25 protein-coding genes and 1 pseudogene are annotated in these 27,000 nt (G+C 46.4%); 12 read left to right on the plus strand and 14 right to left on the minus strand.

The window, feature by feature from the left end; translation table 11 throughout:
- Positions 1 to 126: pseudogene (locus tag QUA77_RS24555) on the plus strand (IS630 family transposase); the annotation flags it as partial.
- A gap of 100 nt (positions 127 to 226) precedes the next feature.
- Here the strand turns inward: QUA77_RS24555 and arsM are convergent.
- Together arsM and QUA77_RS24565 are read right to left on the minus strand one after the other, a co-directional pair.
- Complete coding sequence (gene arsM / locus QUA77_RS24560; protein ID WP_333064858.1) at positions 227 to 1,195, minus strand: arsenosugar biosynthesis arsenite methyltransferase ArsM; 969 nt, start codon at positions 1,193 to 1,195, stop codon at positions 227 to 229.
- An 85-nt stretch (positions 1,196 to 1,280) separates the two neighbouring features.
- Positions 1,281 to 2,909 carry a hypothetical protein gene (locus QUA77_RS24565; protein ID WP_333453087.1) on the minus strand — a complete coding sequence of 543 codons (1,629 nt, stop codon included), beginning with the start codon at positions 2,907 to 2,909 and terminating at the stop codon, positions 1,281 to 1,283.
- Positions 2,910 to 3,552: 643 nt separating this feature from the next.
- Here QUA77_RS24565 and psaA point away from each other — a divergent pair.
- The 5 genes from psaA to QUA77_RS24590 all read left to right on the plus strand — a co-directional run bounded on the left by psaA (position 3,553) and on the right by QUA77_RS24590 (position 10,701).
- Positions 3,553 to 5,847 (plus strand): photosystem I core protein PsaA, encoded by a 2,295-nt coding sequence (gene psaA, locus QUA77_RS24570; RefSeq protein ID WP_333037062.1) that lies wholly within the window; start codon positions 3,553 to 3,555, stop codon positions 5,845 to 5,847.
- A 110-nt stretch (positions 5,848 to 5,957) separates the two neighbouring features.
- A complete protein-coding gene (psaB, locus tag QUA77_RS24575) occupies positions 5,958 to 8,186 on the plus strand; it encodes a photosystem I core protein PsaB (RefSeq protein WP_333037061.1) in 2,229 nt (742 codons plus the stop codon).
- Positions 8,187 to 8,439: 253 nt separating this feature from the next.
- The gene (locus QUA77_RS24580; RefSeq protein ID WP_333037060.1) at positions 8,440 to 9,195 is read left to right on the plus strand and encodes a class I SAM-dependent methyltransferase; all 756 of its coding nucleotides are present in this window, start codon (positions 8,440 to 8,442) and stop codon (positions 9,193 to 9,195) included.
- Between the two features lie 623 nt (positions 9,196 to 9,818).
- Complete coding sequence (locus QUA77_RS24585; RefSeq protein ID WP_333037059.1) at positions 9,819 to 10,358, plus strand: group 1 truncated hemoglobin; 540 nt, start codon at positions 9,819 to 9,821, stop codon at positions 10,356 to 10,358.
- 1 nt (position 10,359) lies between these two features.
- Positions 10,360 to 10,701: a hypothetical protein gene (locus tag QUA77_RS24590; protein ID WP_333453089.1), complete on the plus strand. Its 342-nt coding sequence runs from the start codon at positions 10,360 to 10,362 to the stop codon at positions 10,699 to 10,701.
- Positions 10,702 to 10,809: 108 nt separating this feature from the next.
- On the opposite strand, the gene QUA77_RS24595 is transcribed toward QUA77_RS24590, so the two are convergent.
- The 3 genes from QUA77_RS24595 to QUA77_RS24605 all read right to left on the minus strand — a co-directional run bounded on the left by QUA77_RS24595 (position 10,810) and on the right by QUA77_RS24605 (position 11,672).
- Positions 10,810 to 11,004, minus strand: coding sequence for a hypothetical protein (locus QUA77_RS24595; RefSeq protein ID WP_236506337.1), 195 nt, complete (start codon positions 11,002 to 11,004; stop codon positions 10,810 to 10,812).
- A gap of 155 nt (positions 11,005 to 11,159) precedes the next feature.
- Positions 11,160 to 11,372: a helix-turn-helix domain-containing protein gene (locus QUA77_RS24600; protein WP_006631308.1), complete on the minus strand. Its 213-nt coding sequence runs from the start codon at positions 11,370 to 11,372 to the stop codon at positions 11,160 to 11,162.
- Between the two features lie 87 nt (positions 11,373 to 11,459).
- Positions 11,460 to 11,672: a helix-turn-helix domain-containing protein gene (locus tag QUA77_RS24605; RefSeq protein ID WP_006631306.1), complete on the minus strand. Its 213-nt coding sequence runs from the start codon at positions 11,670 to 11,672 to the stop codon at positions 11,460 to 11,462.
- Positions 11,673 to 11,801: 129 nt separating this feature from the next.
- Between QUA77_RS24605 and QUA77_RS24610 the strand changes: the two genes are divergently transcribed.
- The 3 genes from QUA77_RS24610 (at position 11,802) to QUA77_RS24620 (ending at position 12,806) form a co-directional block, all read left to right on the plus strand.
- The gene (locus QUA77_RS24610) at positions 11,802 to 12,272 is read left to right on the plus strand and encodes a hypothetical protein (protein WP_333037055.1); all 471 of its coding nucleotides are present in this window, start codon (positions 11,802 to 11,804) and stop codon (positions 12,270 to 12,272) included.
- Positions 12,273 to 12,471: 199 nt separating this feature from the next.
- The gene (locus tag QUA77_RS24615) at positions 12,472 to 12,591 is read left to right on the plus strand and encodes a hypothetical protein (RefSeq protein WP_333037054.1); all 120 of its coding nucleotides are present in this window, start codon (positions 12,472 to 12,474) and stop codon (positions 12,589 to 12,591) included.
- Complete coding sequence (locus QUA77_RS24620) at positions 12,588 to 12,806, plus strand: type II toxin-antitoxin system HicB family antitoxin (RefSeq protein ID WP_333037053.1); 219 nt, start codon at positions 12,588 to 12,590, stop codon at positions 12,804 to 12,806. Before QUA77_RS24615 ends, QUA77_RS24620 begins: the two co-directional genes overlap by 4 nt.
- Here QUA77_RS24620 and QUA77_RS24625 read toward each other — a convergent pair.
- The 9 genes from QUA77_RS24625 to QUA77_RS24665 all read right to left on the minus strand — a co-directional run bounded on the left by QUA77_RS24625 (position 12,803) and on the right by QUA77_RS24665 (position 23,120).
- Entirely contained in the window at positions 12,803 to 13,009 is a 207-nt protein-coding gene (locus tag QUA77_RS24625) for a hypothetical protein (RefSeq protein WP_333037052.1), read from the minus strand. The genes QUA77_RS24620 and QUA77_RS24625 overlap by 4 nt on opposite strands.
- 275 nt (positions 13,010 to 13,284) lie before the next feature.
- A complete protein-coding gene (locus QUA77_RS24630; protein ID WP_333037051.1) occupies positions 13,285 to 14,607 on the minus strand; it encodes a CO2 hydration protein in 1,323 nt (440 codons plus the stop codon).
- A gap of 177 nt (positions 14,608 to 14,784) precedes the next feature.
- Entirely contained in the window at positions 14,785 to 16,338 is a 1,554-nt protein-coding gene (locus QUA77_RS24635) for an NADH-quinone oxidoreductase subunit M (RefSeq protein ID WP_333037050.1), read from the minus strand.
- A gap of 112 nt (positions 16,339 to 16,450) precedes the next feature.
- Positions 16,451 to 17,170 (minus strand): carbonic anhydrase, encoded by a 720-nt coding sequence (locus tag QUA77_RS24640; protein ID WP_333037049.1) that lies wholly within the window; start codon positions 17,168 to 17,170, stop codon positions 16,451 to 16,453.
- 104 nt (positions 17,171 to 17,274) lie between these two features.
- A complete protein-coding gene (locus tag QUA77_RS24645; protein WP_333037048.1) occupies positions 17,275 to 19,134 on the minus strand; it encodes an NAD(P)H-quinone oxidoreductase subunit F in 1,860 nt (619 codons plus the stop codon).
- Positions 19,135 to 19,639: 505 nt separating this feature from the next.
- Positions 19,640 to 20,608, minus strand: a complete 969-nt coding sequence (locus QUA77_RS24650) for a glycosyltransferase (RefSeq protein ID WP_333453092.1) — start codon at positions 20,606 to 20,608, stop codon at positions 19,640 to 19,642.
- A 74-nt stretch (positions 20,609 to 20,682) separates the two neighbouring features.
- Positions 20,683 to 21,387: a L,D-transpeptidase gene (locus tag QUA77_RS24655; protein ID WP_333453094.1), complete on the minus strand. Its 705-nt coding sequence runs from the start codon at positions 21,385 to 21,387 to the stop codon at positions 20,683 to 20,685.
- A gap of 248 nt (positions 21,388 to 21,635) precedes the next feature.
- Positions 21,636 to 22,751, minus strand: a complete 1,116-nt coding sequence (mraY, locus tag QUA77_RS24660) for a phospho-N-acetylmuramoyl-pentapeptide-transferase (protein ID WP_333037041.1) — start codon at positions 22,749 to 22,751, stop codon at positions 21,636 to 21,638.
- A gap of 129 nt (positions 22,752 to 22,880) precedes the next feature.
- Positions 22,881 to 23,120 (minus strand): DUF3134 domain-containing protein, encoded by a 240-nt coding sequence (locus tag QUA77_RS24665; RefSeq protein ID WP_006631296.1) that lies wholly within the window; start codon positions 23,118 to 23,120, stop codon positions 22,881 to 22,883.
- A 411-nt stretch (positions 23,121 to 23,531) separates the two neighbouring features.
- Between QUA77_RS24665 and QUA77_RS24670 the strand changes: the two genes are divergently transcribed.
- The 3 genes from QUA77_RS24670 (at position 23,532) to QUA77_RS24680 (ending at position 26,490) form a co-directional block, all read left to right on the plus strand.
- Positions 23,532 to 25,208, plus strand: coding sequence for a glycosyltransferase family 4 protein (locus QUA77_RS24670; RefSeq protein WP_333453095.1), 1,677 nt, complete (start codon positions 23,532 to 23,534; stop codon positions 25,206 to 25,208).
- Positions 25,209 to 25,362: 154 nt separating this feature from the next.
- On the plus strand, positions 25,363 to 25,947 hold the full coding sequence (locus QUA77_RS24675) for a PAP/fibrillin family protein (protein ID WP_333453097.1): 585 nt from the start codon (positions 25,363 to 25,365) through the stop codon (positions 25,945 to 25,947).
- Between the two features lie 321 nt (positions 25,948 to 26,268).
- A complete protein-coding gene (locus tag QUA77_RS24680) occupies positions 26,269 to 26,490 on the plus strand; it encodes a DUF433 domain-containing protein (RefSeq protein WP_445302103.1) in 222 nt (73 codons plus the stop codon).
- Positions 26,491 to 27,000: the final 510 nt, after the last annotated feature.

Consider the following 27,000-nt stretch of genomic DNA (forward strand, 5'->3'; position numbering starts at 1 on the left):
TTTTTACCAAAATACTCTCCTGATTTAAATGATATTGAGCATGATTTTAGTGCATTAAAGAGAGCTAAAATGTATGCGTCTCCTGGCACATCTCTTGATGAAATTATTCGTGCTTATTGTGCATAGTAAGTGTCTCATACTTATTTGAAATGACTATATCAGTAGAAAGAGTTGAAAGAGGCAGCTATCTCTGCGGTGAATGCTACCTCTCTATTCCGAAATAAATCTAACAGCAACCGCCGCCGTGATAATGCCACGTCGAATCAGTAATTAACACTTTATCGGGCATCAATCCCCCCAACTTCCCAGCAGTTTTATCGCACACCGCCGCCGGAACTCCCCGCTGCAAAACGTGACCTGCCCCGTCATCAAAGAGATCTTCAGACCCCGTATAAATCGCCGTCTTGCCAGTGAAAATGCAAGCTCCGTCATCCGGTACCTCCACTTTAAAAGACACCGAATCCAGGCTTTCTAACAGCAAATCCGCATCCAATTGATAATTGTGTTTGTCCAGCAATCGGTAAGGACGGCGCGCCCGCACTTCGACTTGTCCAAAACCAACGTCTACAAGGTGTTGAACGTATTCTGCGTATGTCAAAGCGCCGGACAAACACAGGGCACGCAAGCGTTGGTCTTCCTTCAAATGCTGCGGAATGGGGCGAGTTGCGATCGGATCGCTCATCAACAATCTGCCACCCGGTTTTAACACCCGATAAGTCTCTTTTAATGCTTTAGCTAAATCGGCTGGTTCAAAGATATTAAACAAGCAGTTTTGAGCGACAACATCTACAGAAGCATCCGGCACTGGCAACGCAAAAGCATCGCCTTCACAAATTTCTACAAAACTCGGATCAAACCAATCATTTTCGTGGGCGGCTATTTGCAAGTTTCGTGCAGCTGCATCTCGCATTGCTGGAACCGGATCGACGGCAATAACCGCTCCTTTATGTCTAGAAAAATATGCAAATTGTAGTGCTTCCAATCCGCCGCCTACGCCTACATAAAGCACGAAGGGATTGCCGACAAGTTCGGCGGCGTGAACGGTTGTGCCGCACCCGTAATTCATTTCTTGCATTTGTTCGGGAATTTTTAATCCTGGCAATTGCAAGGGACTGCTTTGGACGCAGCAAAGTCCGATTTGGGGTGTTTCGGCAACATCGCTGTAGAATTTGGCTGCTGTTTCGAGGTAGGTCATTTTTTAGTGTCCTAATTTTTTATTTTTGACCGCCGATGTAGGCAGATTTACGCGGATCAACGCAGATGAATGCAGAAAGTTTTCGTTAGGTGGCAAATTCGACTTTTTGTTCGGATTTGGGCTGATTTTCGGGTTCGGAAACGGTTGTTTCGGGAGGGGCTAATTCGCTGTTTGGCTGGCTAGGAGTCTCAGCGGCAACAGGCGGCGTTGGCGGTACAAGATTGGGAGACGGTTCTGGTATCGCGGGAGCGACTACTTTTGGTACTGGAGCTTTTTGTGTTATTTCTGGCAGGGTTGGTGGCTCTGAAGGATTAGCAGGTTGCGGTTCTTGACGCAAGAAGTTGCGGAACCGATTGTAGTATCCTTTATATTCCTGTTTCTTTGGTTGGCTAGATGCTGTTGGTGTCGGTTCTATTATTTGAACTGGAGCAACAACTTTGGGGGTTTCTAACTGTGGAGTTGCTGTCGGCGTCGGTTGTATTACTTGAATTAGTTCTACAACTTTGGGGGTTTCTACCTGTGGAGTTGCTGTCGGTGTCGGTTGTATTACTTGAATTGGTTCTACAACTTTCGGCGCTTCGAGTTGGGGGGTTGCTGTCGGTGTTGGTTCTATTACTTGAATGGGAGCAACTTCGGGAGCGACTGTTGGCTCTAAGCTGGGTTCGGTAACAGGGGTTTCTGGAACCGCAGGTGAGGGTGGGACAACTGGTGTTTTTTCTAATGCAGGTGTCGGTGTCGGTTCCGGGGTTGGGGTTGGTGTCGGTTCGGGGGCTTGGTAGGTGCGATCGACTATAGCGCGAGTTTCTGATGTTGTTAGTTCGCCCCGCACTAATTTTGAAAGAGTGTCTTGGCCGAGCGGTTGGTAATTTATCAGTCTGGCTGTATTATTAAAGGCGTTTTTGACGATATTTCCGCGTTCGTCAATTAATTCTAGCTGTACCCAGTTTTTCCCTGATTTGAATCCTTTAAGATATATAGGTTGCCACTGGTCGATCGCAAAGCTTTGGCCGTTGACTGTGGCTCGAATTTTCCAATCGAGTATTTCATCTTGGGAATTTTCTTGCGCCACTTCGTGCGGCGGGGCATTTGTCAAGTAAAAGTCGAGCAGGATGGGTTCTGCGCCGTAGCTGCCTTGGGGGCTGTTGTACGTTAATAGGGGCAATGTTCGATCGGGATTATTGTCGTCTGTTTTGGTAAAAACGTGAAAGGTGGTTTGAGCAGCGGCACCTTCGTTTTTAAAGCTTTCTTCCCAAGGGCGAGCGGCGAACACCTGCAGGGTATGGGTTCCGGGTTCTAAGTCGGACAGCGTTAAAGGTTGGTTGATGTCGTAAACTGCTGCATAAGGTTGGTTGTCTAATAAAACTTGCACATGGGGGCCCAAACCCAAGTTTGCATTTTTGAAAATGGGCAAGTCCTTCACTTGGAACTGAACAGACACATTTATATCCTGAAGCACTTCGTCAGGTTTTGGATTCAAAATACTAATTTGAGGCTGGTAGATTTCTAGAGCCTGACGCAGTTGTTGAATGGCTTCTGGGGGAGAAACCTCTGAGATTTTGTTTACCTGGGCGGTAGCTGAGCCGCTCTTGTTCCCTGATTTGGGCAATTCGGAATGGCCCGCGCCACAACTTGCTAAACCCAAAATTAATACTGCTACTGCAAACAATGCCAGCAGCCTGCCTGCAACCGTTCTGTGCCAATTGATCCCAATCACGCAACCATACTCCTAGAAGCCTTCTCATAGGGAACTATAGCCCAAAAATGAATTTAGTATTGGGGAATTGCAGCTCATGAATTCCAAAGGCTCCTAGGAGGCAGGATTGAGGCAGCAGCGGGCAACCCATCATCTCCCACTCTTAATTCCCGCAGCCTTTTTCCCAAACATATATCTACAAATGAGTATTCCTAAATTACTTTATCTTTGAGTTTTGTAAAGTTAATGGCAGTACCCCTTGACTTTTTCGAGGGACTGTGGGATTTAAAGGCGTTATTACATCAAGAATTGAGCCTTTTTTAAGTATTGTTAACAAGCGATTAATACTCCTCTAGCAAGCTTATAATTCATAAAACTCCCTCAAAAGGAGCAGCCGTATCAAGTCTGAATCAAGGATGCGATCGGCGGCTCATCTGGAGAGAAGAGTTTGCAGTACCCAGTCACATTGTTAGCGACACTGGGAAACTGGCTTCTTCACAGAAGCAAAATGCTTGGGGAGACGATGCACCTGCGTCTAACTCTGCAAAGAGTAAAGTGTAGTGCAGTGTCGGCTTTTTCGAGAATCCCCCGCCTAATCAAGCGTGGGGAGTGTCCGGTACAGTATTCAGTTCTCGTTCCTTGTCTTACCGAGAGGAGAGTCTTCATGACCATTAGTCCTCCAGAGCGAGAGGTAAAAGCTAGGGTAGTAGTCGATAAGAATCCGGTTCCAACTTCTTTCGAGAAGTGGTCAAAACCCGGTCATTTTGATCGCACTCTAGCTAAGGGGCCAAAAACCACCACTTGGATTTGGAACCTCCACGCTAACGCTCACGACTTTGACAGTCATACAAGTGACTTAGAAGACGTTTCGCGCAAAATCTTTAGCGCTCACTTCGGCCACTTGGCAGTAATCTTCGTATGGTTGAGTGGCGCATATTTCCACGGCGCTAAATTTTCCAATTACGAAGCTTGGCTGACAAATCCTACAGCCATCAAGCCCAGCGCTCAAGTGGTCTGGCCGATTTTTGGTCAAGAAATTTTAAATGCAGATGTAGGCGGCGGCTTTCACGGGATTCAGATCACCTCTGGTCTATTCCAACTGTGGCGCGCCAACGGCATCACTAACTCATACCAGCTATATTGCACTGCGATCGGCGCCCTGGTAATGGCAGCTTTGATGCTGTTTGCCGGTTGGTTCCACTATCACGTCCGCGCTCCGAAACTGGAATGGTTCCAGAACGTGGAATCGATGATGAACCACCACTTGGCAGTTTTGTTAGGCTGCGGGTGCTTGGGCTTCGCAGGACAACAAATTCACGTGGCTCTGCCGATCAATGCTTGCATGGACGCGATCGATGCAGGTGCACCGCTGACAGTCGGCGGTAAGCTGATCAAAACAGTTGCCGACATCCCCCTGCCGCACGAGTGGATTTTGACACCGGGCTTGATGGCTGACATCTACCCGAGTTTCGCTAAAGGTTTAACCCCCTTCTTCACCCTCAACTGGGGCGCATATACAGACTTCCTGACCTTCAAAGGCGGTCTGAACCCCACCACAGGCGGTTTGTGGCTGACTGATACAGCACACCACCACTTAGCTTTGGCAGTGCTATTCATCGTCGCTGGTCATATGTACCGGACGAACTGGGGCATCGGCCACAGCATGAAAGAAATCCTAGAGAACCACAAAGGCCCCTTCACTGGTGAAGGTCACAAAGGTCTCTACGAAATCCTGACTAATTCTTGGCACGCGCAACTGTCGATTAACTTGGCACTGATGGGCTCTTTGAGCATCATCGTCGCCCAACACATGTACGCGATGCCTCCGTATCCGTACATCGCGACCGACTACCCGACTCAGCTATCCCTGTTCACCCACCACATGTGGATTGGCGGATTCCTGATTGTTGGAGCAGCCGCTCACGGAGCAATCTTCATGGTTCGGGATTACGATCCCGCTGGAAATGTCAACAACTTGTTGGATCGTGTGATCCGGCATCGGGATGCGATCATTTCCCACCTGAACTGGGTTTGTATATTCTTGGGCTTCCACAGCTTCGGTCTGTACGTTCACAACGACACGATGCGCGCTTTCGGTCGTCCTCAAGATTTGTTCTCGGATACCGGGATTCAGTTGCGTCCGATATTTGCCCAGTGGGTGCAAAACATCCACGCTTTGGCTCCGGGCACAACAGCGCCTAATGCTACGGAAATCGTTAGCCACGCTTTTGGCGGCGGTGCAGTAGTAGTAGCCGGCAAAGTAGCGATGATGCCGATCGAGTTGGGTACGGCGGATTTCATGGTCCACCACATCCACGCTTTCACCATTCACGTTACAGTCCTGATTCTATTGAAGGGCGTGTTGTTTGCACGCAGTTCTCGCTTGGTTCCTGACAAAGGCAACTTGGGCTTCCGGTTCCCTTGCGACGGCCCCGGCCGTGGCGGCACCTGCCAAGTTTCTGGTTGGGATCACGTGTTCCTAGGCTTGTTCTGGATGTACAACTGCATCTCGATCGTGATTTTCCACTTTAGCTGGAAAATGCAGTCGGACGTGTGGGGAACAGTATCGCCAGACGGCACAATTTCTCACATTACCGGTGGCAACTTCGCACAAAGTGCGCTCACGATTAACGGCTGGCTGCGGGACTTCCTTTGGGCGCAAGCTTCTCAGGTGATTCAGTCCTACGGTTCGGCACTGTCGGCCTACGGTTTGATGTTCCTAGCTGGACACTTCGTCTTCGCCTTCAGCTTGATGTTCCTGTTCAGCGGCCGTGGCTACTGGCAAGAACTGATTGAGTCGATTGTTTGGGCTCACAACAAGCTCAAGGTAGCTCCGTCGATTCAGCCTCGCGCTCTGAGCATTATTCAGGGTCGGGCTGTGGGTGTAGCTCACTACCTCCTAGGAGGAATTGTCACTACGTGGGCATTTTTCCTAGCGCGAATCATTTCGGTAGGGTAAACTACCCCTAGGTTTTGGATTCTCGATTTGGGAGGAATCTCAAATCGAGAATCCAAACTCCGAACCGAATCCCTTCAATTTTGTTCAGGATTCAGGATTAATCAAGGCTTATGGCAACGAAATTTCCAAAATTTAGCCAAGACCTTGCCCAAGACCCGACCACACGGCGGATCTGGTACGGGATTGCCACAGCACACGACTTTGAAAGCCACGATGGCATGACCGAAGAAAATCTTTACCAAAAGATTTTTGCTTCTCACTTCGGCCACCTAGCAATCATTTTCTTGTGGACTTCGGGCAGCCTGTTCCACGTAGCATGGCAAGGTAACTTTGAACAGTGGATTAAAGACCCTCTAAACGTCCGCCCGATCGCTCACGCGATTTGGGACCCGCAATTCGGCGCTCCTGCTGTAGAAGCTTTCACTCAAGGTGGCGCTTCTAACCCGGTGGATATCTCTTACTCTGGTGTCTACCATTGGTGGTTCACCCAAGGGATTCGGACAAACGCCGACCTGTATCAAGGAGCTATCTTCTTGCTACTACTGGCGGCTGTCTTCCTGTTCGCAGGTTGGTTGCACCTCCAGCCCAAGTACCGCCCCAGCTTGTCTTGGTTCAAAAATGCTGAATCTCGCCTCAACCACCACTTGGCTGGTTTGTTCGGTGTCAGCTCTTTGGCTTGGACTGGTCACATGGTTCACGTTGCTATCCCCGAATCTCGCGGACAGCACGTAGGTTGGGACAACTTCTTGTCTACCCCGCCTCACCCGGCCGGTTTGGCTCCGTTCTTCACTGGTAACTGGGGCGTATACGCCGAGAATCCAGATGCAGCGAGCCATGTCTTCGGTACTTCCGAAGGCGCTGGAACCGCAATTCTGACTTTCTTGGGTGGCTTCCACCCTCAAACAGAATCCCTGTGGCTGACAGATATCGCTCACCACCACTTGGCGATCGCAGTTCTGTTTATCGTTGCCGGTCATATGTACCGGACTAACTTCGGTATCGGTCACAGCATCAAAGAGATGTTGGATTCTAAGGCTGGTTTGGTCGGCGGCAAGAGTGAAGGGCAGTTCAACTTGCCTCACCAAGGCTTGTATGAAACCTACAACAACTCGCTGCACTTCCAACTGGCATTTCACCTCGCTGCTTTGGGCGTAATTACCTCCCTGGTAGCACAGCATATGTACGCGATGCCCCCCTACGCTTTTATAGGTAAGGACTTCACGACTCAGGCTGCGCTTTACACCCACCACCAGTACATTGCTGGATTCATCATGGTCGGCGCTTTCGCCCACGGAGCTATCTTCTTGGTGCGGGACTACGATCCTGAAGCAAACAAAGGCAACGTGCTCGATCGCGTGTTGCAGCACAAAGAAGCGATTATCTCTCACTTGAGCTGGGTGTCGCTGTTCTTGGGCTTCCACACTCTCGGCTTGTACGTTCACAATGACGTTGTAGTCGCTTTCGGAACTCCTGAAAAGCAAATCTTGATTGAACCAGTGTTCGCACAGTTCATCCAAGCTGCTCACGGCAAAGCTCTCTACGGCATGGACGTGCTGTTGTCTAACCCTGACAGTATTGCTTCTACCGCTTGGCCTAACTACGGCAACGTATGGCTCCCAGGCTGGTTGGATGCGATCAACAGCGGTACTAATTCTCTGTTCTTGGCGATCGGACCTGGCGATTTCTTGGTTCACCACGCGATCGCACTAGGCTTGCACACCACCACCTTGATCTTGGTCAAGGGCGCTCTGGATGCACGCGGTTCTAAGCTGATGCCGGACAAAAAAGACTTCGGTTATGCTTTCCCTTGCGACGGCCCCGGCCGTGGCGGTACTTGCGACATCTCTGCTTGGGACGCGATGTACCTGTCTGTATTCTGGATGTTGAACACCCTAGCTTGGGTAACTTTCTACTGGCACTGGAAGCACCTGGGCATCTGGCAAGGTAATGTGGCTCAGTTCAATGAGTCTTCTACCTACCTGATGGGCTGGTTCCGCGATTACCTCTGGCTGTATTCTTCTCAGTTGATCAACGGTTACAACCCGTATGGTACTAACAACTTGTCAGTCTGGGCTTGGATGTTCTTATTCGGACACCTTGTTTGGGCAACTGGTTTCATGTTCCTGATCTCTTGGAGAGGTTACTGGCAAGAGTTGATCGAGACTTTGGTTTGGGCTCACGAGCGCACTCCTTTGGCTAACTTGGTTCGCTGGAAAGACAAGCCTGTTGCTTTGTCAATCGTCCAAGGTCGTTTGGTTGGCTTAGTTCACTTTACTGTGGGCAACGTCCTCACTTACGCGGCCTTTGTAATTGCCTCGACAGCCGGGAAATTCGGGTAACTCTGAACTCTGGTTTCTAGGTAATTAAATGAAATCCCCTGCCTTCTGGCGGGGGATTTTTTTGTATAGCAGAAGGAAGTTCGGCAACGGATTGTGTAACGGATGGATGGAATAAGATCGATGGGTCGAAGCAAAATGCAGTTCGATTAATGTTCATCGGCGGGACAATGCGAAGTGGTTGGCTGAGTTTGTCAAGCCGGAATAAAAGTGCGATCGCAACTAAATTTGTGAGTTAGTCTGCTGGAACGAAGTCATGACACAGTGGTATAAGGAAGACCTCGCATATATTCATGATGTTGGGCATAGCGATTATGCTCTCAAATCTGCCCCTGGTATATTGAATATCTTGGCCCAAAACAAGCTACAAGAAGGTTTAGTCGTTGACTTGGGTTGTGGCAGCGGATTATCCGCACTAGAATTCAGAAAGGCAGGTTATCGTGTTCTGGGAGTTGATATTTCTGAGTCTTTGATTGCCATTGCCCGAAACCGAGTGCCAGATGGCGAGTTTCGAGTTGAGTCGCTGTTTAAAACTGATATCCCACCATGTAATGCTGTCACCTTGATCGGCGAATGTTTGAATTATCTGTTTGATGCAGACAACGATCGCCAAAACCTGGTGCAATTTTTCCGTCGCATTTATTACGCCTTAACCGAGGGCGGTGTTTTCATCTTTGACATTGCAGAACCCGGACAGATTGTAGCAGGAAACACAACCAAAGGATTCACGGAAGGAAAAGATTGGATTGTTCTGGTTGAGAAGGAAGAAAATCAAGAGAATGAAACCTTAATTCGCCGCATCATTACTCTTCGTAAAGTAGGGGAAACCTACAGGCGAGATGATGAAATACACTGCTTGCGGTTGTACAAGGCAAAAGATATTGTTGAAGCACTCGATAGCATAGGTTTTCAAGTTCAAATCCTACGTAGTTATGGTGAGTACAACTTGCCAAAAGCTCATACAGGATTCATTGCACGTAAACCCATTTTAGAGGGCAACTCGATCGCATAAGTGACTTGAGGGTCGATCTGCTTTTTCACTCTACCAAAAGCCCGATCGCCCTTCTCCCTCAAATCTCCCCATTCACCTGCATCTGATGCACCCTATCAGCCAATTATTGCAAGCGTTTTTCGTCCAACTCGTCAATTGCCAGCATCCCGACAGAGATAATTTCTTTCAGCGTTAGTCAGGTTGCTAGCGCCTTTTTCTCCACAAGTTCTTTAATAATGGGGCTGACTGCAATGGGGGCACTGGTTCTGGTCACAAAACTAACCGGAGATTAACAACTTCGATTAAATCGTAGCACTTTTAACCTGAGCTTTTAGCTGCGATGCAACTTGTTTAACCGCATTTTGACAATACCCAACACAATGTGAAGTCAATCAATCAGCAAATGCTGACTTATCTAAGAAATATTACAAAATCTACCGTAGGATAATTTGATGCTAAAGTTATCAAATGATGTGACGATCGATCGCTCTTTACCCTCGCCTTTTTACGATCGCACAGAGTGAAAGACTAAGTTTAGTTGAGATTAGACTTAGGCTTCCTGCTTCTTAAGCCTATGTATCTGTAAATCACTTAGTGCTGAAGATTCAATTAACCATATTACCATCACAATTGGAAATTTTTCAATGAAACTCAGTAAATCTTTGGCAATGTTGTTCACATTAATTTGTATCACAGTCATAGTTGTGACTACTTTTAGATTAAGCCCTAGTTTCGCTCGTTCTACGCCGGTGATGTCAGCACAAGAATCAGCAGAAAAAGTAACTACAGATCTGATTGCACAAGGTTCTTCAGGAAGAACTCTCTACACTAGGTTAGGAGGCTACAACGCGATCGCAAAAGTCATTGATGATTCAGCAACTTTCATATTCAATGACGCACTAATTGGTAAATACTTTATTGGCTTGGGCACAAACTCACAACAGAGGCTGCGTCAGTTGTTAGTGGATCAATTCTGCCAAGCGGCAGGGGGGCCTTGTGTTTATACAGGGCGGACTATGAAGCTTTCCCATAGTGGAATGGATGGAGGTCTCTCGAACAATGAATTTAACGCTTTTGCTAATGATGTGTCCCAAGCTCTCGATAAAAATAGCGTCAATCAATCAGAGAAAGCCGAAGTCCTGGCATTTGTTAATAGTCTCAGAAGCAAGATTGTCGAAAAGTAATATGAAACACTCGAATCTCCTCCTGCTTTCGGTGGCATTTCTGCTACTGTCAGGAATGGTAACGGCCGAGGCAGCCCGTGCAAAACCGTCAGAGCCAACCACCGAGATGAAAGTTCCAGTATCCCCAATGCCGAGGCAGTCTTCTGAGCGCTTTTCCATGCCTGCTATTTTTGCTCCACCCCAGGCTCAATCCAACGATCAACCTTTTTGTTTTTATCAGCGCTCTGATAGCACGATAGTTGATTTGAGCAGACTGTGTGGGGCTAAGAGCGTAGAAACGGGTACAAATACTAGATGGGAAAACGCTCCTGTTGAGGAGAAGAAGACCCCTATTTATTGGTAAAAAAATGAGAATTTGTTTCTGTAGACGAATTCCATAGAAGCGCCCTTGCCTTACTTCCCCCGAAGTGTGTGAAGCGTAGCTATCCCGTAGGAAATCTCGCTCATCGCCTCAAATTTCCCCATTCACCTGCATCTGATGCACCTTGTCAGCCAACTCTTGGCGGCTTTCCTTATCGAGTGCATCAATTGCCAGCATTCCCAAGTACACGACTTCCTTCTGAGTTAGTCTTGTCGCTTGGGCTTGTTTTTGAATGACTTCCTTTATCACGGAACTGACCGCGATCGCAGTATTAGTTTTAGCCACGAAGAATAATCAACTATTAATAACTTTCCTTGATGTTATCATCCTCAATCCGATTAACTACAATAATGTTTGACTAACTACAGTTAATCATGCTATAGTGTAAAAAATACAAAAAATAGATCGCCCCCGGTCTAGACAACTAAAGGCCGATCAACTTATTCCTCAATAATCTCCACCAAGTCCTCAATCATCACATCAAATGCCCGCGCTAACTTGTACAGGGCGGTAAAGTCAACCATTGATATTTCAGAACGACGAGCATAGCTGGTTATGGTGCTGTAGATCACGCCCGAGCGCTCAGCCACCTCCTTGAATGTCCAGCCCCTCTCGGCCGCTAACTCTCGCACTTTTACTCTGACTAAACCCATGCTTGACAAATAATGCAGTTGCGTTTTAAGATAATTGCATCTGAAAAAGCAATCGCCCCCGGTCTAGACAACTAAAGGTCGATCGGCTTATTCCTCCAAAACCTCAACCAAATCCTCAATCATCACATCAAAAGTCCGAGCTAATTTCAGCAGCAAAGTAAAGTCAACCGTTGTCAGCCCTGGACAGCGAGCATAATGCTTGACCGTGTTGTATACCACCCCAGAACGTTCTGAAACTTCCTTGAATGTCCAACCTTTCTCTGCTGCTAGTTCTCTGACTTTAATTCTTACTAAACCCATGCTTGACAATGGGTGCTATAACACCTTAGAATAAATTCATCTAAAAAGCCGATCGCCCCCCGGTCTGGACAACTAAAGGGCGATCGTTTTCAAAACTTAAATAGACAGTTACTAGCTGTCTGACTTACTATGATAGCATCATCCCAGCTAAAATCAAGCACTTTCGCCTGCTCCAAAATAATTCACAAATCTCCCATCCTGCATCCGCTGGCGAGATTTGTCACAGAAGAAACAGTTGCACTCCTGTTCAATATCTCAGCAGACGAGATTTACCGCATAGAATGCTGTCGCTACATGGTGTATGTGCACGCCAAAGGCATCAGCCGGTTTGTCAGCTACGCCGATTTTCCGCCGATTGTTCGAGTAAATGCGATCGCACCTCAAGATTTTGGCAGATGGTACAAACGCTGGAAAAGCAAGCAATCACCAGCATTTTGGACGAAATTCTACATTTACAAGTTCAAAAAAGCTGTTTCAGTTGACAGCTTGCTGGAGTGGGGCCAATTGGTAGCTACTGTTAAATCGGTCATTTCTGGGGCCGCGCTGCAACAGCTACGAGATGTCTATGCCCAAGAAAAAGATTTGATGGAGAAATTTTAAAGTGCGATCGCCCCGACGAGCAACTGCGAGAATGGGCAAAGGAAAAATTAAAATAAATGGCTAAGTGAGAAAATGGAGGTAGAAAATGGACAATCACCATGCCTAGAAAAATTCGCGAGTTAAAAGCTCAGATTACCCGTGAGGGCTTTATTTATTTGCCAAAACGCGGAAAGGCAGCCATGAAAGATGGCAGCACCCTTTGATTGGGAAGACATTAACAATTCCAGGCAAAGACGGAGATGATGTGCCACGCTATTTAGAGAAGCAGTTGGCAATATTGTTAGCCGAACTCGACGAGTTAAAGGAGGAAGATTCATGAACCGATACAGTATGATCGTCCAATGGTCTGACGAGGCTCAACTTTTCCTCGTGACGATTCCAGAGTTTGCCGAGCGCGTTGTCATGCCCTGTACCCACGGCCAAACCCGCGAAGAAGCCATCCGACATGGCGAAGAAGTGCTCGAAATGTATCTAGAAGCTTGGCAGGAAGAAGGTGAACCCATCCCCGCACCTAGCATTCTTCAAATCGCCTAGAAAACCTCATCCTCGATTCCCAGCCACCATTCCCCCAGATTCATTAAATCTTTGTGAAGGTCAGTAAGTTCTGTCATATACTCTTCCGCAGAAATCTCCGATCGCCTTTCTTGCAATTTTTTCAGCCGCAGTTGCACCAACAGCCAAGGTTTGGAAATCCCGTCCTTTGCTTCGATATATTTGGCTAGATCGTTGCTGTCCATAGTTATTGGTTATTTGTTATTGGTTAGATCGTTTCCGGTTGTATGGGAATGATTAAACCGCAGAGAACGCAGAGAAATCAGAGGAAAAGAAGAGAGAGAGGAATAATTATGATGCCAAGTAGCTTAATATTATAGGACTTTTGAAACGGTTTAAAAAAGCTTTCATTTTTCCCAGTCGGTTTCAACCGACTTGAGCTTTGAGCCAGGGGTTTCAACCCCTGGCGGACTAACGGACTGGCGGACTTAGAAGCTAAGATGCCTCCGGCAAACATCCTTTACCTGTAATCCGAAGTCTGGATATTCTTGAGCTTCGCAGCATATTTCATACCGTATTCCGGGCGACAGAAGCGATCGATCTGAGCCTCAAAGAAAGCCCGATTTGCCTTCAAATGCTTTGGATTCGGGTCATCTAAAGGATACAAAAGAGCAGTCCGCAACGCTTGAATCACCGCCGAAGTAACGCAGTACATCGATCGCTGAAATGTCACCCCAATTTGATTGAGGATATCATCTTCGCCGCGACAGCGCTGTTTGTAGAAATCCATCAAATACGGCGGCAGGAAATGCAGCATATCTTGTGCTAGCAAAGTCGGCGGAATCCCCGCCGTACCTACGGGGAATTTGTCTGCATAAAGCACTCCGAAGTGGAAGTCTTTTTGGTCGTCAGGAACTTCCTTAGCTTGAGCGTTGTAAGATTTGGTGCCTCGGAATGGCGAAGTGCGATAAAATACAGCTTCCACGTAAGGTAACGCTGCTTCATAAAGCCAAGTGAAACCCTTAGATTTGGGAATGATTTCGTAGGTTTCGCCGTCGATTTGAACGTGGTGGTAAATCGGGCGTCCGGCGATCGCAAATATGCCATTTACTAGGAAATCCATCGCCTGCGGGACTGTGGTAACTTTCCCTTCGTCGTACAAGTCTGAAACCTCAAAAAACACCGGCGCCATGACTTCCCAGAATAAACCGAGATTGCTGTAATAAGACATTTGGCGGCACTGTTCTAAAAACATTTCTGGAAATGCTTTGTGCAGTGCCAGCATGAACGGGTCTTTTTTGAAGTAAGCTTTAATTGCGCGATCGGCATTAGCCTTATATTCGTCACTGTCCAAATAAGGATCGAATTGATTGGTAGGCACGTACAAGCCCCGGTGCCAAAGCATTGACCTCATGCACTCTTCCGCAAATTCCATGTTAATGCGATCGTGCCACAAATGGTGAAACAGCCGCGGCATATTACCAGTTTCACCCTTCTCCATGAACTCCAAAAGTTCCGGGTGAACACTTCCAGTCCCGCGCCAAATCCGCAAATCTGCACCGTCGCCTGCATAGTGATTTTGCAAGTCTAAATACTCTTGAGGCAAGAAGTATTTAAAGAAAGGAAGCGGGTGTAAAAATACTCGTTCGGCGATGTAAAGCAAATCCCGCCAGTAAAAGTCCATCGGCACTGCGTAAGCTTTCCAGATAGCGATGATTTGCATCAGATTTTCCGGCGTATCTGGAATCATTGCGCCGCCAGCTTCTAGCCTGTGAATTATTTCGGCAAATTCGTGTTTGGAAGGAGGTAGTTTAGTTGCTGGTTTATTAGGGGTTTGTACCATTGTTTCTTCCTTTGAGTGAGGGAATCTAAATATTTTGAATTATTGCCAAAAGCTGCGATTCTTTAACTGGTTCCCAGGCTAGAGGTTGGGAACCGATATCCAGGCCTACGAGCCGGAAAATTGAAGGCATAGCCTCCGGATATGCGTTTCCAGGCAGAGCCTGGAAACGAGTAGATTTTAGTCGGTGGAGGCGGAATTCGTTTGTGTAGACGCGATTTCCAGCTCCGAGTGTTCTAGGGGATAGCTAATAGCAACTTGGGTATTTCTGTCAGTCGGCAGAGTAGCAACGATCGCATTTGTAGTAGATTCGCTCCACTTGAGTAGCCAAGCAGGTTGAATTCCCAACACAAAAATGATGCCCGCCAAAACCAGCGCCGGCATATTTTCAGCAAACGTAACTGGAGGGTAGTAAGCCGTGGCATTGTCCAACTTCCCAAAACAGGTGCGGTTGAGCAGAATCACAAAGTAAACTGCTGTTAAACCCGAAGCTAAAATGCAGAGCAAAGTTGGAATTGGAAAGATCGAGAAACTGCCTTGAAATACTAAAAATTCGGCAATAAAACCCACCAAACCCGGAATTCCGGCGCTTGCCATGCCGCCCAAAACTAACAGGGAACTGGCAGTGGGTAAACCCCGCATCGGGTTCATCAAACCGTTGAGCACGTCCAAATCCCGCGTGCCAACTTTGGTTTCGATGATGCCTACCAAATAAAATAGCAAAGCTAAAATTAAGCCGTGGCTTACCATTTGCCCGACAGCGCCGATTAATGCCAGCTTCGTACCCGCGGCGCAGGCAACGAGGATGTAGCCCATATGTCCGATCGAACTATAGGCTACCATGCGCTTGATGTCTTTTTGGGCGATCGCGCTCAAAGCCCCGTACATCACGCTCACAGTCCCGATAATCGCTAAAGCCGGAGCTATAATCGACCACGTTTCGGGAAACATCTGCAAGCCGAACCGTACTAAACCGTAAGTTCCCAACTTCGCCAGAATCCCTCCCAGCAAAATTGCTGTTGCTGGCGAAGCTTCGACGTAAGCATCCGGCAGCCAAGTGTGCAGCGGCACCAAGGGAATTTTAATTCCCAACCCAATTAGCAAAATTGTTAGCAGGATTAACTGCAAATTTCTAGGCAATTCTTGAGTGGTAATCGCACTGTAATCGAAATTTAAAGACCCGCTCAGCCAAGCCACACCCAAGAATGCTGCCAGCACTAAAAGTCCCGAAACTGCCGTGTAGATCAAAAACTTCATGGCAGCGTATTCCCGCTGCTTTCCGCCCCAAATCGCAATCAACAGGTAAAAAGGAATTAATTCTACTTCGTAAAACAGTACAAACAGCAGCAAATTTTGAGACATTAAAGCTCCGGCAATACCAGCATTGATTAGCAAAATCAAAGCGTAGTAAAGCTGGGGTCGCTCCATTTTTTCGCCAGTGCCGTAAATGACTAATAGCGTCAGCAAAGCACTTAAAACCAGCAGTGGCAAGGACAAGCCGTCAATGCCCAAGTTGTAGCTCAAACCTAATTGCGGAATCCAAGGCAAATATTCTTGAAATTGCAGTCCCGAATTGGCTGGATCGAATTGAGTCAACAGCCAGATATTCAAAATGAAAATAGCTGCCGCAAAAGCCGAGGCTATTGAACGCAGACGCATCCCATTTATATTTCCGGGCAGGAACCCGACTACCGCAGCGCCCAACGCGGGCAACCAGAGCAAGGTACTAAGCATAATGTGTGAAGTGAAGAGTGAAGAGTGAACAATCTATTTTGCAGCCTCTTGTCTTTGATAATTTGGGAGTTTAAATGTTAAACTTTTTCCCAATTATCAATCCCAAATTTCATCACGACTCAGAAAGAATAGTGACTCTGCCCGTGTCTAAATCGTAATACCCACCAACAACTTTCAGTTTATTCTCCGCAATTAACTTAGAGATAACTGGAGAGGCTTTCAACTTGTTAGCTTGGAGCACAACATTGGCTTTTGAAGCATTTTCCAGCTTGTCGCCCGTTTGGTTTTTCGAGCTTTCTACAGCAGGCTTAATCGCATCGAGCAAACTGCCAATCTGGCCGGGAACTTGAGCTCCTTTAATGGTTGCGTCTACCGCACCGCAACGTTTATGCCCGATTACCACAAGCACTTTTGCTCCCAATACCAGGGTGCCAAATTCCAGGCTGCCAGTTTCTTCTGGAGTAACAACATTTCCGGCCACGCGACAGACAAATAAATCTCCCAATCCTTGATCGAAGATAATTTCCGAAGGAAAGCGGGAATCTGCACAGCCGAGAATAGCAGCAAAGGGTTTTTGAGTTTTGGCAACTTCGGTGAGACGCCCAAAGTCTTGGTGGGGATTTTGGCGTTTGCTGTCAACAAACCGCTGGTTGCCGTCCATTAACTGTTTCAGAGCTGCATCGGGAGTCAAGTCAGTTTGAGCAATTGCTGGTTCGGGTGCAGCCAAATCAGCGCCTGCTCGTGCTGCGAGTATCCCTGTACCAATAGCACCTGCGACAAATTTGAGGGAATTGCGCCGGGAAAGATTGAATTGTCTGTTGTTTGATTTCATTGATGTTGCCTTGTTGTATCTAGTTAGAAATCTTTGTTCAAGACTTCTTGTTTTTAAGATTTTAGATTAAAACTGTCACCTAAAATCTTCAAGCTTATATTTCTTTACCCACCCACAATCAGCGACAGGCGAACTAGCAGCGGCCAGCTTACTAGCAGTCCCAAAACTGCTACTCCGAACAGAATTGTCAAGGCATAAAACTGAGTTTGACCGTTAACGTTGTACTTGAGGCTTTGGCCGCCAAAAACTGTGGCAAAACCGATTAAGTTCACGAATCCGTCAACAATATTGCGATCAACCCAAGAGATAACTTGAGCAACTAAACCGACTGCAAATATCACTGTCACCCGGTAAAGTTGGGCAGTGTAAAAGTCGTAAGCAAAAAAGTCTTGCAAAGCTTCAGAACCAATTCGTACCGGTTTTTCCCATTTCTCGTTCAGGTAAACAAATGCTCCAGCACCGATGCCGATCGCCGTTGACAAAACTAGCAGTGCAGTGGCGGTATAATTAAAACTCGCCCCAGGCAATAACTGCCACGTCGCCAGCACGTGCGGAACGTGCAAAGTAAAGCCCATTAAAACAGTCATCGGCAAGATGAAAGGCCAGTGAACTTCTGGCGAACGTTCGGTCATTTGCTTTGGTTTGCCACCAAAAACTAAACCAAAGACGCGCACTAAGCCAAAAGCAGTGACGCCGTTTACAAACAGCACTATTCCTAACAAGAAAGGGTGAGTTTGCCAAAGCCAGGATGTGAAGTCTTCTAAAGCCCAGAAGCAGCCGAAGGGCGGCAGTCCAACCAATCCCGCGCTACCGACAATAAACGATATGGCCGATATCGGCCGCTTTCCCCACAAACCGCCGAGAGCTCGGACATCCTGAGTGACGCTGTTCCAAACTACCGAACCGATGCTCATCACCAGCAAACCCATCGCCAAGGTGTAGGCAAATATCAATGTCAGGGCTGTCTGGGCTTGTCCGGTGCCGACGGCGATAAATACTAAGCCCATGTAAGAGCTGACTATATAGGAAAGCGTGCGCTTGATGTCAATTTGGGCGATCGCAATTAATGAAGCACCAACCGCTGTCGCAGCGCCTACAATAATAGTTGTCTTCAGTCCGATCGGCGACAAAGCAATCACTGGCTGCAACTTAATCAAAATCCAAGCACCAGTTTCCACAACTACGGTGTTCCGTAAAATTGTCGCCGGCAGCGGGCCTTCCATCGCCTCATCTAGCCACAGGTGCAAGGGAAACTGAGCACACTTACCCATCGGGCCGGCAATCAAAGCTAAAGTCAGCAGTGTCGCTACAGTAGGGTCAAGCTTTGCAGTCTCGGCCCAAACAGCCAACTCGTCAAAATTCCAAGTTCCGGCCAGCGGCAGAATGGCGACTACTCCCATCAGCAGGAATAAATCTCCCACCCGCTTTGTTAAGAAAGCGTCGCGGGCTCCTGTCACCACCAAAGACTGATTGAACCACAGCCCGACTAGCAGGTAAGTACCCAAAGTCAGAACTTCCAAAATCATGTAGCTGAAGAACAGGGAATTGCACAGTACCAAGCCACACATCCCAGCTTCAAACAGCCCCATCAGAGAAAAGAACCGAGCCCAGCCCCAGTCCATTTCCATGTAACCGAAAGCATAAATCTGCGCCAGCAAGTTCAGTCCGGTAATCAAAACAGTCGCCCCGACGGTGACTGCAGAAATTTCTACGGGAATGGTTAAGTCTAAACCTGCTACATTCAGCCAGGGAATCAACTCGTGTTGCGCCGGTTGGTTCCAGATAGCTGTCAAGGCTATGACCCCGTGTAAAAAAGCGAACAAGGTTAATATGGCGTTCACGTAACCGGATGGTCTTGGCCCCGTGCGGCGGGTAACTGCCGGAAACCACAGCATCGACAGAACTCCGCCTATGAGTGGATAGCAAGGTATAAACCAAACGGTCTGGAGTAAGATTTGAGCCATTGGCATTACCTGTAAAGGTTACAAAAATTTAAAATTCTGAGAATAATTCCGATGCGCTGACGACAGCACTGAAAAGCCAGAAGGCAGAAGTAAAGAAAATTTGGGGGTTTGCCTCTGAGTTGGTTCCCGTCGTCAAACCGAGCGCTTCAGAATCGACTTATTAATTTTATATTAAGGATTACGTTAAATTTTCATATTTCTCATTCAGCATATCTATATGCACCAATAAACTGGACTTATAGGTATTTATAGGGGCGGATTGTATACAAACGAATATTTGTCGAGCGCACCTCTTGCACCATTTTGAGGAACAGGCAAGATGCCTGTTCCACTCATACTCATAGTTCAATTTTTTTTGTGGGGAGTAGGGGTGGGGCATCCTGCCTGCCCGTGAAAGGCTTATTTAGAACAGGCAAGATGTCTGTTCCACTCATAGTTCAATTTTTTTGTGGGGAGTAGGAGTTGGGCATCCTGCCCGCCCGTGAAAAGCTTATGGTCTAAAATATTAAAAACGCTCAATGTCCCAAGCTGATTCGGGAAGTTGGGCTTGGCGCTGCCCCATGGACCTTGCCCTAACATTCAAAAGACCGATCGGCGTATTAAACAAATCTACCAGATCGGCTCGGGCGATCCTCTTCGAGGGCTTCGCTAACGCACTTTTGGCAGCAGCAACCGGAAATTCCTTTAACAGCCACCTAGCCAGCCGGTAAAAATATTCCCCTGTTGTGAATTCTCGCATCAAATCGACACCGTGGAGTTCGTGCAAATATTTATTAGATTCGCCGTACCGATACCATTGACTTTGCAAATGTTTTATTGTAGAACGGTGGCGGTGTCGGACGATCGCATTTTCGGCAAAATACATTTTATAGGATGTTTCCCGCAAAATCCGCCAACACAAGTCAGCATCGCCGCCGCTGGTGAGGTAAGGGCGAAATAATCCTATTTGTTGTAAAACTAGCCTCCGTACAGCTAAGTTGGCGGTTTGACCGTAGGGACAAAAAGGGTGAGCGAGTGTATGTTTTTGAGATAAAGTATTTTGGCGATCGGCGTGTTGTTCTAAAATAGTTTTACCGGGCAATGCGAGTATTTCCCCAGCGCTAATTCCTATTTCTAAGTCAACGAATGGCTTAACTAAATTTTCCAGCCAGTCAGATTCCGGGCGACAGTCTGCATCGGTAAATGCAATGATTTCGCCTGTGGATGCGCAAATTCCTTTATTTCGGGCGGCGTAGGAACTTTGAATCTGATTTTCGGTGAGGTGGCGAATGGTTATTTGATCCAACTTAGCTGCTGTTTCGATGATTGCTGAAGTGCGATCGCGACTGTTGTTGTCTACTAAGAGATATTCTACTCTGTGTGGCGGATAAGTTTGCGATCGCAGGGACTCAATCAACTCCGGCAAATCCATCTCGCCGTTGTAAACAGGCACAACCACCGAAACTTGAGGTAAAAACCCGTCGTCACTGTTCATTAGCCCTCTATCCAGTTTTTTGAGTCAATTAGGAGTAAAGTCATTATTACGAACAAGTTTTATGGCAACTTAACTTATCGAATAATTTCTACTTCTGTGCCTTTCTCCACAAACTGATACAACTCCTCAACATCCTTATTTTCCAGAGAAACGCATCCCAAGATCCAGTTTGATCGAGATTTTATTATATTATCCGAATTAGGAGGAACGCCGTGAATCCCGATTTCGCTGCCTACACTGTCGCCCCACCTAATTGTACCATCTTGCTTAGCTTTTATATGTTTGCGCCAAGATTGTTTGGTTGGATAATCCAGCCACAGAAACTTTGACCAACTTTCGTGAGGGTACATATCTTTAATACTAAAAATACCTTCCGGCGTCCGCAAATCCCCTGCTTTTAATTTATCACCTGTGGGATTGCCACCAAATACTACAGGATAAGATTTTACTGGCTTTTTGCTATCGTATACAGTCAGCCTGTATTTTGATTTTTCAACTAGGAGGGAAATTCTGTTTTTATCTAACTTATCTGGTTCGCCTAAAATTTGTATTAGCGGCTTGTCGTAGTTTAATAAATTATCGGGCGCGAATTGGGTATGCAAAATATTTAAATCATCAGCCGGACAGTTATTTAAGCAGAAAACGTCTAAAATGTATGGAATTGGAACAGCATAACCGAGCCTAACGAGGTTCCAGTAAAAAACTGAGCTAGCAGCCAGCAATAGAAGGCTTGTAGCAAAAATTCTCCCAATATTGCCCCTGATTTTTTTGATTTCCATTGCATTAACTAGGGATATTACAGATTGTTCAGCGGTTGAAACTGCTACTTACTAGAGAAACGAAGTCCCTCTCTAAGAGACTAAGAAATGTGGAACAGCCCAAAAGCGTGTTGCTTGAGCCTTAAACAGGCAAGATGCCTGTTCCACAACTGCATTCAGTTCTTGTGGAACAGGCATCTTGCCTGTGTCTTTCAAATAGTAGAAAATATCTCTTACATCCCCTGTGCAATCCGTCACGCAATCCGTTCTCAACTGTTTCCCGTCAACATCAGAATCATTAACACTAACGCCCCGTTAGTTAAATAAAAGATTCCCACAACCTGAGTTTCCAACCAGCCACACAACTCTAGATGATGGTGCAGTGGAGCCATTCTTAACAGACGCTTGCCGATGCCATCAGGCCCTTTTGTAGCTTTGTAATAACCTACTTGAGCAATTACTGACAGCGTTTCTACAAAGAAAATCCCGCTGATAATTAATAATATCCAAAGGCTATTTGTTAATAAAGCTACCGCACCCAACGCACCGCCCAAAGCTAAAGCCCCTGTATCGCCCATAAACACACTGGCTGGATTGCGGTTGTGTGCTAAGAAACCGAAACAACTGCCGCTGATGCAAGCGCAAAAAATCATTAATTCTGGCGAAGTAGAGGCTACAGATGCACCTAGTCCCAAAAGTGCGATCGCGCCCAAACCGCCCATCAAGCCGTCAACACCATCGGTAAGATTAGTAGCATTGCTTTCGGCAACTAGCACAAAACCAGCCACTGGCCAGAACAGCAAACCTAATGGCAATACCCAACCGAAAGGCAAAGCAACATTCGTAGAAATAGCAGGTTGATGAAACATCAGCCACAGACAAAATAGAGCAGCAAAACTTATTTGCAAAGCCAATTTCATCCGAGGTGAAATACCTTTGTTCGACTTACGTCGCAGAATTTGCCAGTCATCAATCCAGCCAATGAAACCGTAAGCTAAAGTTAAAGCGGATACGGCAACAACATCTGAGTTAAACTTCGACCAAAGTAAAGCGACTGCTACCCCCGCCGGTATAAAAAAGATGCCTCCCATTGTCGGCGTTCCCGCCTTTTTTAAATGAGCTTGGGGGCCGTCTTCGCGAATTATTTGTCCAGCTTTTAGTTGCTGGAGTACGGGAACAACTGCATAGCCCAACCCCGACGCAACTAAAGCACAAACAACTAGCGGCATAAATAGCGATGCAGGTAAATTCAAAAATCTATCCGCTGCTACATCTAAACCTATCGCTAAAATGCCGAGCCCCAAACCCAGCAGCAGGAATAAATTCTTGCCTGTAAGTTTGAAAGGCAGACTAAAAGGGATTTTCTCATCCAAAAAGTTATCCATAACACTCCTCACCACACACTATTTGAGAATAAGCAATTGACAATGGGGAATAGGGTGCGATACAGGAGATTGAGAAATCTCTGAGTTTTTCTTCCCTGTTTCCGGTTGATTTCTTCACCCTTCTACCCGTTATTCTTCGCCTACACTCACATCCTCTTCTACTTCCTCTTCTAAATCATCGTAAGGACTGTCGTCAACTGCCATAAGTTCAGAAATTTCTTCTTCGTGCAGATAGTCGGGTTCTTGGACATCCCTTGCTAACAGGCGATTGTTAGATTCCAACCAGTCTAAAAGAGAAGATTGCTGTTTTAATGGAATTACATCCGCAGGTAAGTGGCGAGGAATTTGACGCAGAGATGGGTTGTACATGATTATCGGTTTTTAAAGACAAAGACGCGATCGAGTGAGGTAACGTTTTGCCGACGAACTACTAATTTGATCAAGCACTTGCAAATCGGGCATTTAGCAAGGCTAAAGCATTATACCACAGGCACTGTTTGGTTCCGGATCGGATAAGATGGGAGACCCAAAAGGCGATCGCCCCCAAGCATGGGCATGAGGATAACACTAAAATCCGCTCTTGCCAATCCTTCTTTAGCCGTAAGCATTGTAATCTAAGACGATCGTCTTTAAGATATCGCGGGACAGGTGGCGATCCTATTGTGCAAGCTTCCCTAACGGCAAGGGGTTGATTCACAACAGTCTCCTGGATTTTCATCAAAGCCTGAGCCCGAATGCCCTCTGGCTTTTTCAGTCAACTCTCAAGCAATAAATCTCAGAATGGATACAACGGCAGCGGTTTTATACAACAAAGAGGGCTACCACACCGGAGGCAAAAAACTTCTGGGGCGTCATTCAGCCGGAGAAGGGTTTCTCAAAAGCTTAGTCCAACACGGAACCGCTGAATCTCTCTACTGTTGCGCCGATAGCGAAACAACCTTTAAGGAGTTTTGTTCGCACATCCAACCTTGGCTGCAAAAACCTCGGAAAGTTCGCTGGATTCCGATGGAACGACCGGATTTGCTATCTCAACCAGGCACAATTTACCGACCCGATCCGGTTCTGTCGCAGATGGTTTGGGCGCGCAGATTTGTCGATCAGCGGGCCTACAGCGTTTGCGGCGTTACTCACACGATCGGTACAAAATACATCATGGAGGCGATCGGCGATTTGATCACCGCACCCATGCAGCCTTGGGACGCCCTGATCTGCACCTCTGCAGCCGTGAAAACAGCAGTAGAAGGAGTTATGACCGAGTGGTCTGAATATTTAGCCCAGCGTAACGGCGGTAAACCGGAAATTTTGGTCAAATTCCCCGTTATTCCCCTAGGAGTCGATTGCAGCGCGTTTCCGCAGGGTGTGGAAGCAGTTAATAGTCGCCGCCAACTGCGGCAAGAACTCGGCATTTCTCCCGAAGATATTGTTGTGTTATTTGTCGGTCGATTGACTTTTTCTGCAAAAGCTCATCCGGTACCCATGTACATCGCCCTAGAACGGGCCTCACAACAGACAAAAGCCAAAATCCACTTAATTCAAGCCGGTTGGATCGAAGATCCGAGAGAAGAACCCGACTTTAAAAATAGCGCGCAAATATTTTGTCCCTCGGTGAATGCTATTTTTTTAGATGGGAGACAGCCGGAAATCAGAATAAATATTTGGTCGGCGGCAGACATTTTCATTTCGCTGTCCGACAACATTCAAGAATCCTTCGGACTGACACCAATAGAAGCCATGGCGAACGGACTGCCGGCCATAGTCTCCGATTGGAACGGATACAAAGAATCTGTACGCCACGAAATAGACGGCTTCCGCATTCCCACACTCATCCCGCCCCCGGAATCTTGTTTAGATTTAGCCCTAAATTATCTTGACGGCAGCTTAAATTGGCCGACTTACATGGGTCACACTTCCCTCGCCACAGCAGTTGACATAGATGCTTGCACCCTGGCGTTGTGCCAATTAATTGAAAACCCCGAATTGAGAAAGCGGATGGGGGAAAATGCCAGACAAAGGGCGAGGGAAATTTATGATTGGAAAGTAGTAATTGCTGCTTACGAACAACTGTGGCAGGAATTAGCAGAAATTCGCCAGGCGGCACCGGAGTCAGCACCTTTAAAATCAGGGAAGCCGCCTTATCCCCTAGGCGACGATCCGTTTCGGGTATTAGGTAATTATGCGACTAGAAGTTTAAGCAATGAGATGATGCTGAGTCTGGGTGCGATCGCCACATCAGAACTTCTGAGAGAGTTGCAAACAATTTGGTTTACCAGCTTTGGTCAAGACAGAAGAATCTCTGTTAACATTCAGATGGAGATATTGGATGCGATCGAGCAAAAGGGTGCTGTCAGCGTTGGAGAAGTTCTCAGGCGTTATACCAAAAACGACCAAGAATTAGCAGCCCTGTATCGGACTCTGCTCTATCTGGTGAAATTTGGTATCTTAGTTATTAGTTGTTAATACTCTGCGGACTCGGCGATTAAAATTGCTACTACACAAAATTTCGTCCCTCTCGCTTGAGACTGCAGAAAAAAGCGGTCTGAATTTTGCCTGACGTTCGATAATTAATCCGTGTATTCGTGCCAAAATCCCTGTTCTTCCTTCTTAAAAAATCATGCTTAGAAAATCTGCACTATTAGAGATCATTGCTGGTAAGAATCGCGGTTTGCTGGCGACTCCCAGCGACAAACAAGCGATTTTAAGTGCGATCGCCCAATTGGAAGATTACAACCCCACATCACGGCCTGTCGAAGCTGCAGAGCTTTTAAATGGTGATTGGCGGTTATTGTACACCACCAGTCGCGAACTGCTGAATCTTGACAGTTTTCCATTGGTAAAATTGGGTCAAATTTATCAATCTATCCGTGTCAAAGAATCTAAAATTTACAACATTGGCGAACTTTACGGCTTGCCTTATTTGGAAGGAATTGTCAGTGTAGCCGCAAGATTTGAGCCAACTTCGGAACGGCGAGTGCAGGTGAAGTTTGAGCGGTCTATAGTAGGTTTAAGCAGGTTGATTGGCTATGAATCTCCGGGGAAGTTTATCGATGAGATTGAGTCGGGTAAAAAGTTCGCTGCTGTAGATTTCGGCCTGGATACTCGCGAACAGCAGGGATGGCTGGATATTACTTATTTGGATAAGGATTTGCGGATTGGACGGGGGAATAAAGACAGCGTATTTGTATTGACAAAAGAGTGATTTTGTGATGTGCGATCAAGTGTGATCGCCACTTAACTCATTCTCAGTTTATCTTTCTTTCATCCGCGTTTATCCGCGTTCATCTGCGGTTAAAAATCACAAATCTATCACTTTTACAAACAATTCAACACTTGCTAAAACCCTCAAATCCATAGCCGATAAAAGCTTCAGATAAGATAACCGTTAAAATTTAGCGTTGAGGATTGACAATTGACAATTGTTGTGATGTTTTCTGGAATTTTAATGAAAAAGGCGTTAGTACATTCCCGCCAAGAAACTTACTAACGCCTTTTGTGTACTCCTTACGAATACAACACAATTATGTCACAAAACGCTTATCAAGCTGTTTCGCGTTATGTCACACGTCATCCTGAAATCTTGCAAGGCGAACCAATTATCGTAGGAACGAGGACTTCCGTTCGCGTGATCGTGGAATTGTGGCGTTTGGGTATTACTCCTGAAGAAATCCCTATGCACTTACCTCACCTGAAATTAGTTCAAATTTTTGAGGCGCTGAGCTTTTATTTAGATAACGAAGAATAAATAAATACGGCGTTGCTTAATCAGGGTATGAAAAAAATAACTTTAAAATCCAAAAGCTTTGTGGATACTGGTTTCTATGACGGGCATATTTAACGTTTTATACAGTAAATCAACAACGCCATAAATACTTATATTGAACGCAATCAAATTCCTGAAAACTTGAGCCATCCTGCCGTTAAAGCTGCAAAGAGAAAAAACTCAAAGTATTATAATTATTCCTTACTATTGACTATGACAAAAATTATGGATATAATGGGTAAAAAAATTTAGGAATTAAGAATAATACTCCTTAATTCTCTATTCACATCTATCAAATTCAAGGAAACATAGATATGGCGAACGATCACAACATTTATATGGGTTCTGGTAACTATAGCCAATCAATTAAAGGCAATTACATACAAGGCAATTTCATAACTAGGAGTCATGACTTATCAATACTTCGGACAGTTTTTAAAGAGGGATACGATCGCAATAAAACAGAGAAGTGAAAAAGTGAGTGAAATCTGA

The organism is Microcoleus sp. K5-D4, assembly GCF_036704575.1.
In the GTDB taxonomy this organism is placed as follows: Bacteria; Cyanobacteriota; Cyanobacteriia; order Cyanobacteriales; family Microcoleaceae; genus Microcoleus.

Excerpts from the sequence above, each read along its gene's own strand:
- QUA77_RS24635 (WP_333037050.1), bottom strand. The coding sequence starts at position 16,338 with ATGCTTAGTACCTTGCTCTGGTTGCCCGCGTTGGGCGCTGCGGTAGTC.
- QUA77_RS24655 (WP_333453094.1), bottom strand. The coding sequence starts at position 21,387 with ATGGAAATCAAAAAAATCAGGGGCAATATTGGGAGAATTTTTGCTACA.
- QUA77_RS24610 (WP_333037055.1), top strand. The coding sequence starts at position 11,802 with ATGATAGCATCATCCCAGCTAAAATCAAGCACTTTCGCCTGCTCCAAA.
- QUA77_RS24600 (WP_006631308.1), bottom strand. The coding sequence starts at position 11,372 with ATGGGTTTAGTCAGAGTAAAAGTGCGAGAGTTAGCGGCCGAGAGGGGC.
- QUA77_RS24680 (WP_445302103.1), top strand. The coding sequence starts at position 26,269 with ATGTCACAAAACGCTTATCAAGCTGTTTCGCGTTATGTCACACGTCAT.
- QUA77_RS24630 (WP_333037051.1), bottom strand. The coding sequence starts at position 14,607 with ATGGTACAAACCCCTAATAAACCAGCAACTAAACTACCTCCTTCCAAA.
- QUA77_RS24675 (WP_333453097.1), top strand. The coding sequence starts at position 25,363 with ATGCTTAGAAAATCTGCACTATTAGAGATCATTGCTGGTAAGAATCGC.
- QUA77_RS24625 (WP_333037052.1), bottom strand. The coding sequence starts at position 13,009 with ATGGACAGCAACGATCTAGCCAAATATATCGAAGCAAAGGACGGGATT.
- psaB (WP_333037061.1), top strand. The coding sequence starts at position 5,958 with ATGGCAACGAAATTTCCAAAATTTAGCCAAGACCTTGCCCAAGACCCG.
- mraY (WP_333037041.1), bottom strand. The coding sequence starts at position 22,751 with ATGGATAACTTTTTGGATGAGAAAATCCCTTTTAGTCTGCCTTTCAAA.
- QUA77_RS24670 (WP_333453095.1), top strand. The coding sequence starts at position 23,532 with ATGGATACAACGGCAGCGGTTTTATACAACAAAGAGGGCTACCACACC.
- QUA77_RS24585 (WP_333037059.1), top strand. The coding sequence starts at position 9,819 with ATGAAACTCAGTAAATCTTTGGCAATGTTGTTCACATTAATTTGTATC.
- QUA77_RS24650 (WP_333453092.1), bottom strand. The coding sequence starts at position 20,608 with ATGAACAGTGACGACGGGTTTTTACCTCAAGTTTCGGTGGTTGTGCCT.
- QUA77_RS24605 (WP_006631306.1), bottom strand. The coding sequence starts at position 11,672 with ATGGGTTTAGTAAGAATTAAAGTCAGAGAACTAGCAGCAGAGAAAGGT.
- psaA (WP_333037062.1), top strand. The coding sequence starts at position 3,553 with ATGACCATTAGTCCTCCAGAGCGAGAGGTAAAAGCTAGGGTAGTAGTC.
- QUA77_RS24645 (WP_333037048.1), bottom strand. The coding sequence starts at position 19,134 with ATGGCTCAAATCTTACTCCAGACCGTTTGGTTTATACCTTGCTATCCA.
- QUA77_RS24640 (WP_333037049.1), bottom strand. The coding sequence starts at position 17,170 with ATGAAATCAAACAACAGACAATTCAATCTTTCCCGGCGCAATTCCCTC.
- QUA77_RS24665 (WP_006631296.1), bottom strand. The coding sequence starts at position 23,120 with ATGTACAACCCATCTCTGCGTCAAATTCCTCGCCACTTACCTGCGGAT.
- QUA77_RS24620 (WP_333037053.1), top strand. The coding sequence starts at position 12,588 with ATGAACCGATACAGTATGATCGTCCAATGGTCTGACGAGGCTCAACTT.
- arsM (WP_333064858.1), bottom strand. The coding sequence starts at position 1,195 with ATGACCTACCTCGAAACAGCAGCCAAATTCTACAGCGATGTTGCCGAA.
- QUA77_RS24590 (WP_333453089.1), top strand. The coding sequence starts at position 10,360 with ATGAAACACTCGAATCTCCTCCTGCTTTCGGTGGCATTTCTGCTACTG.
- QUA77_RS24580 (WP_333037060.1), top strand. The coding sequence starts at position 8,440 with ATGACACAGTGGTATAAGGAAGACCTCGCATATATTCATGATGTTGGG.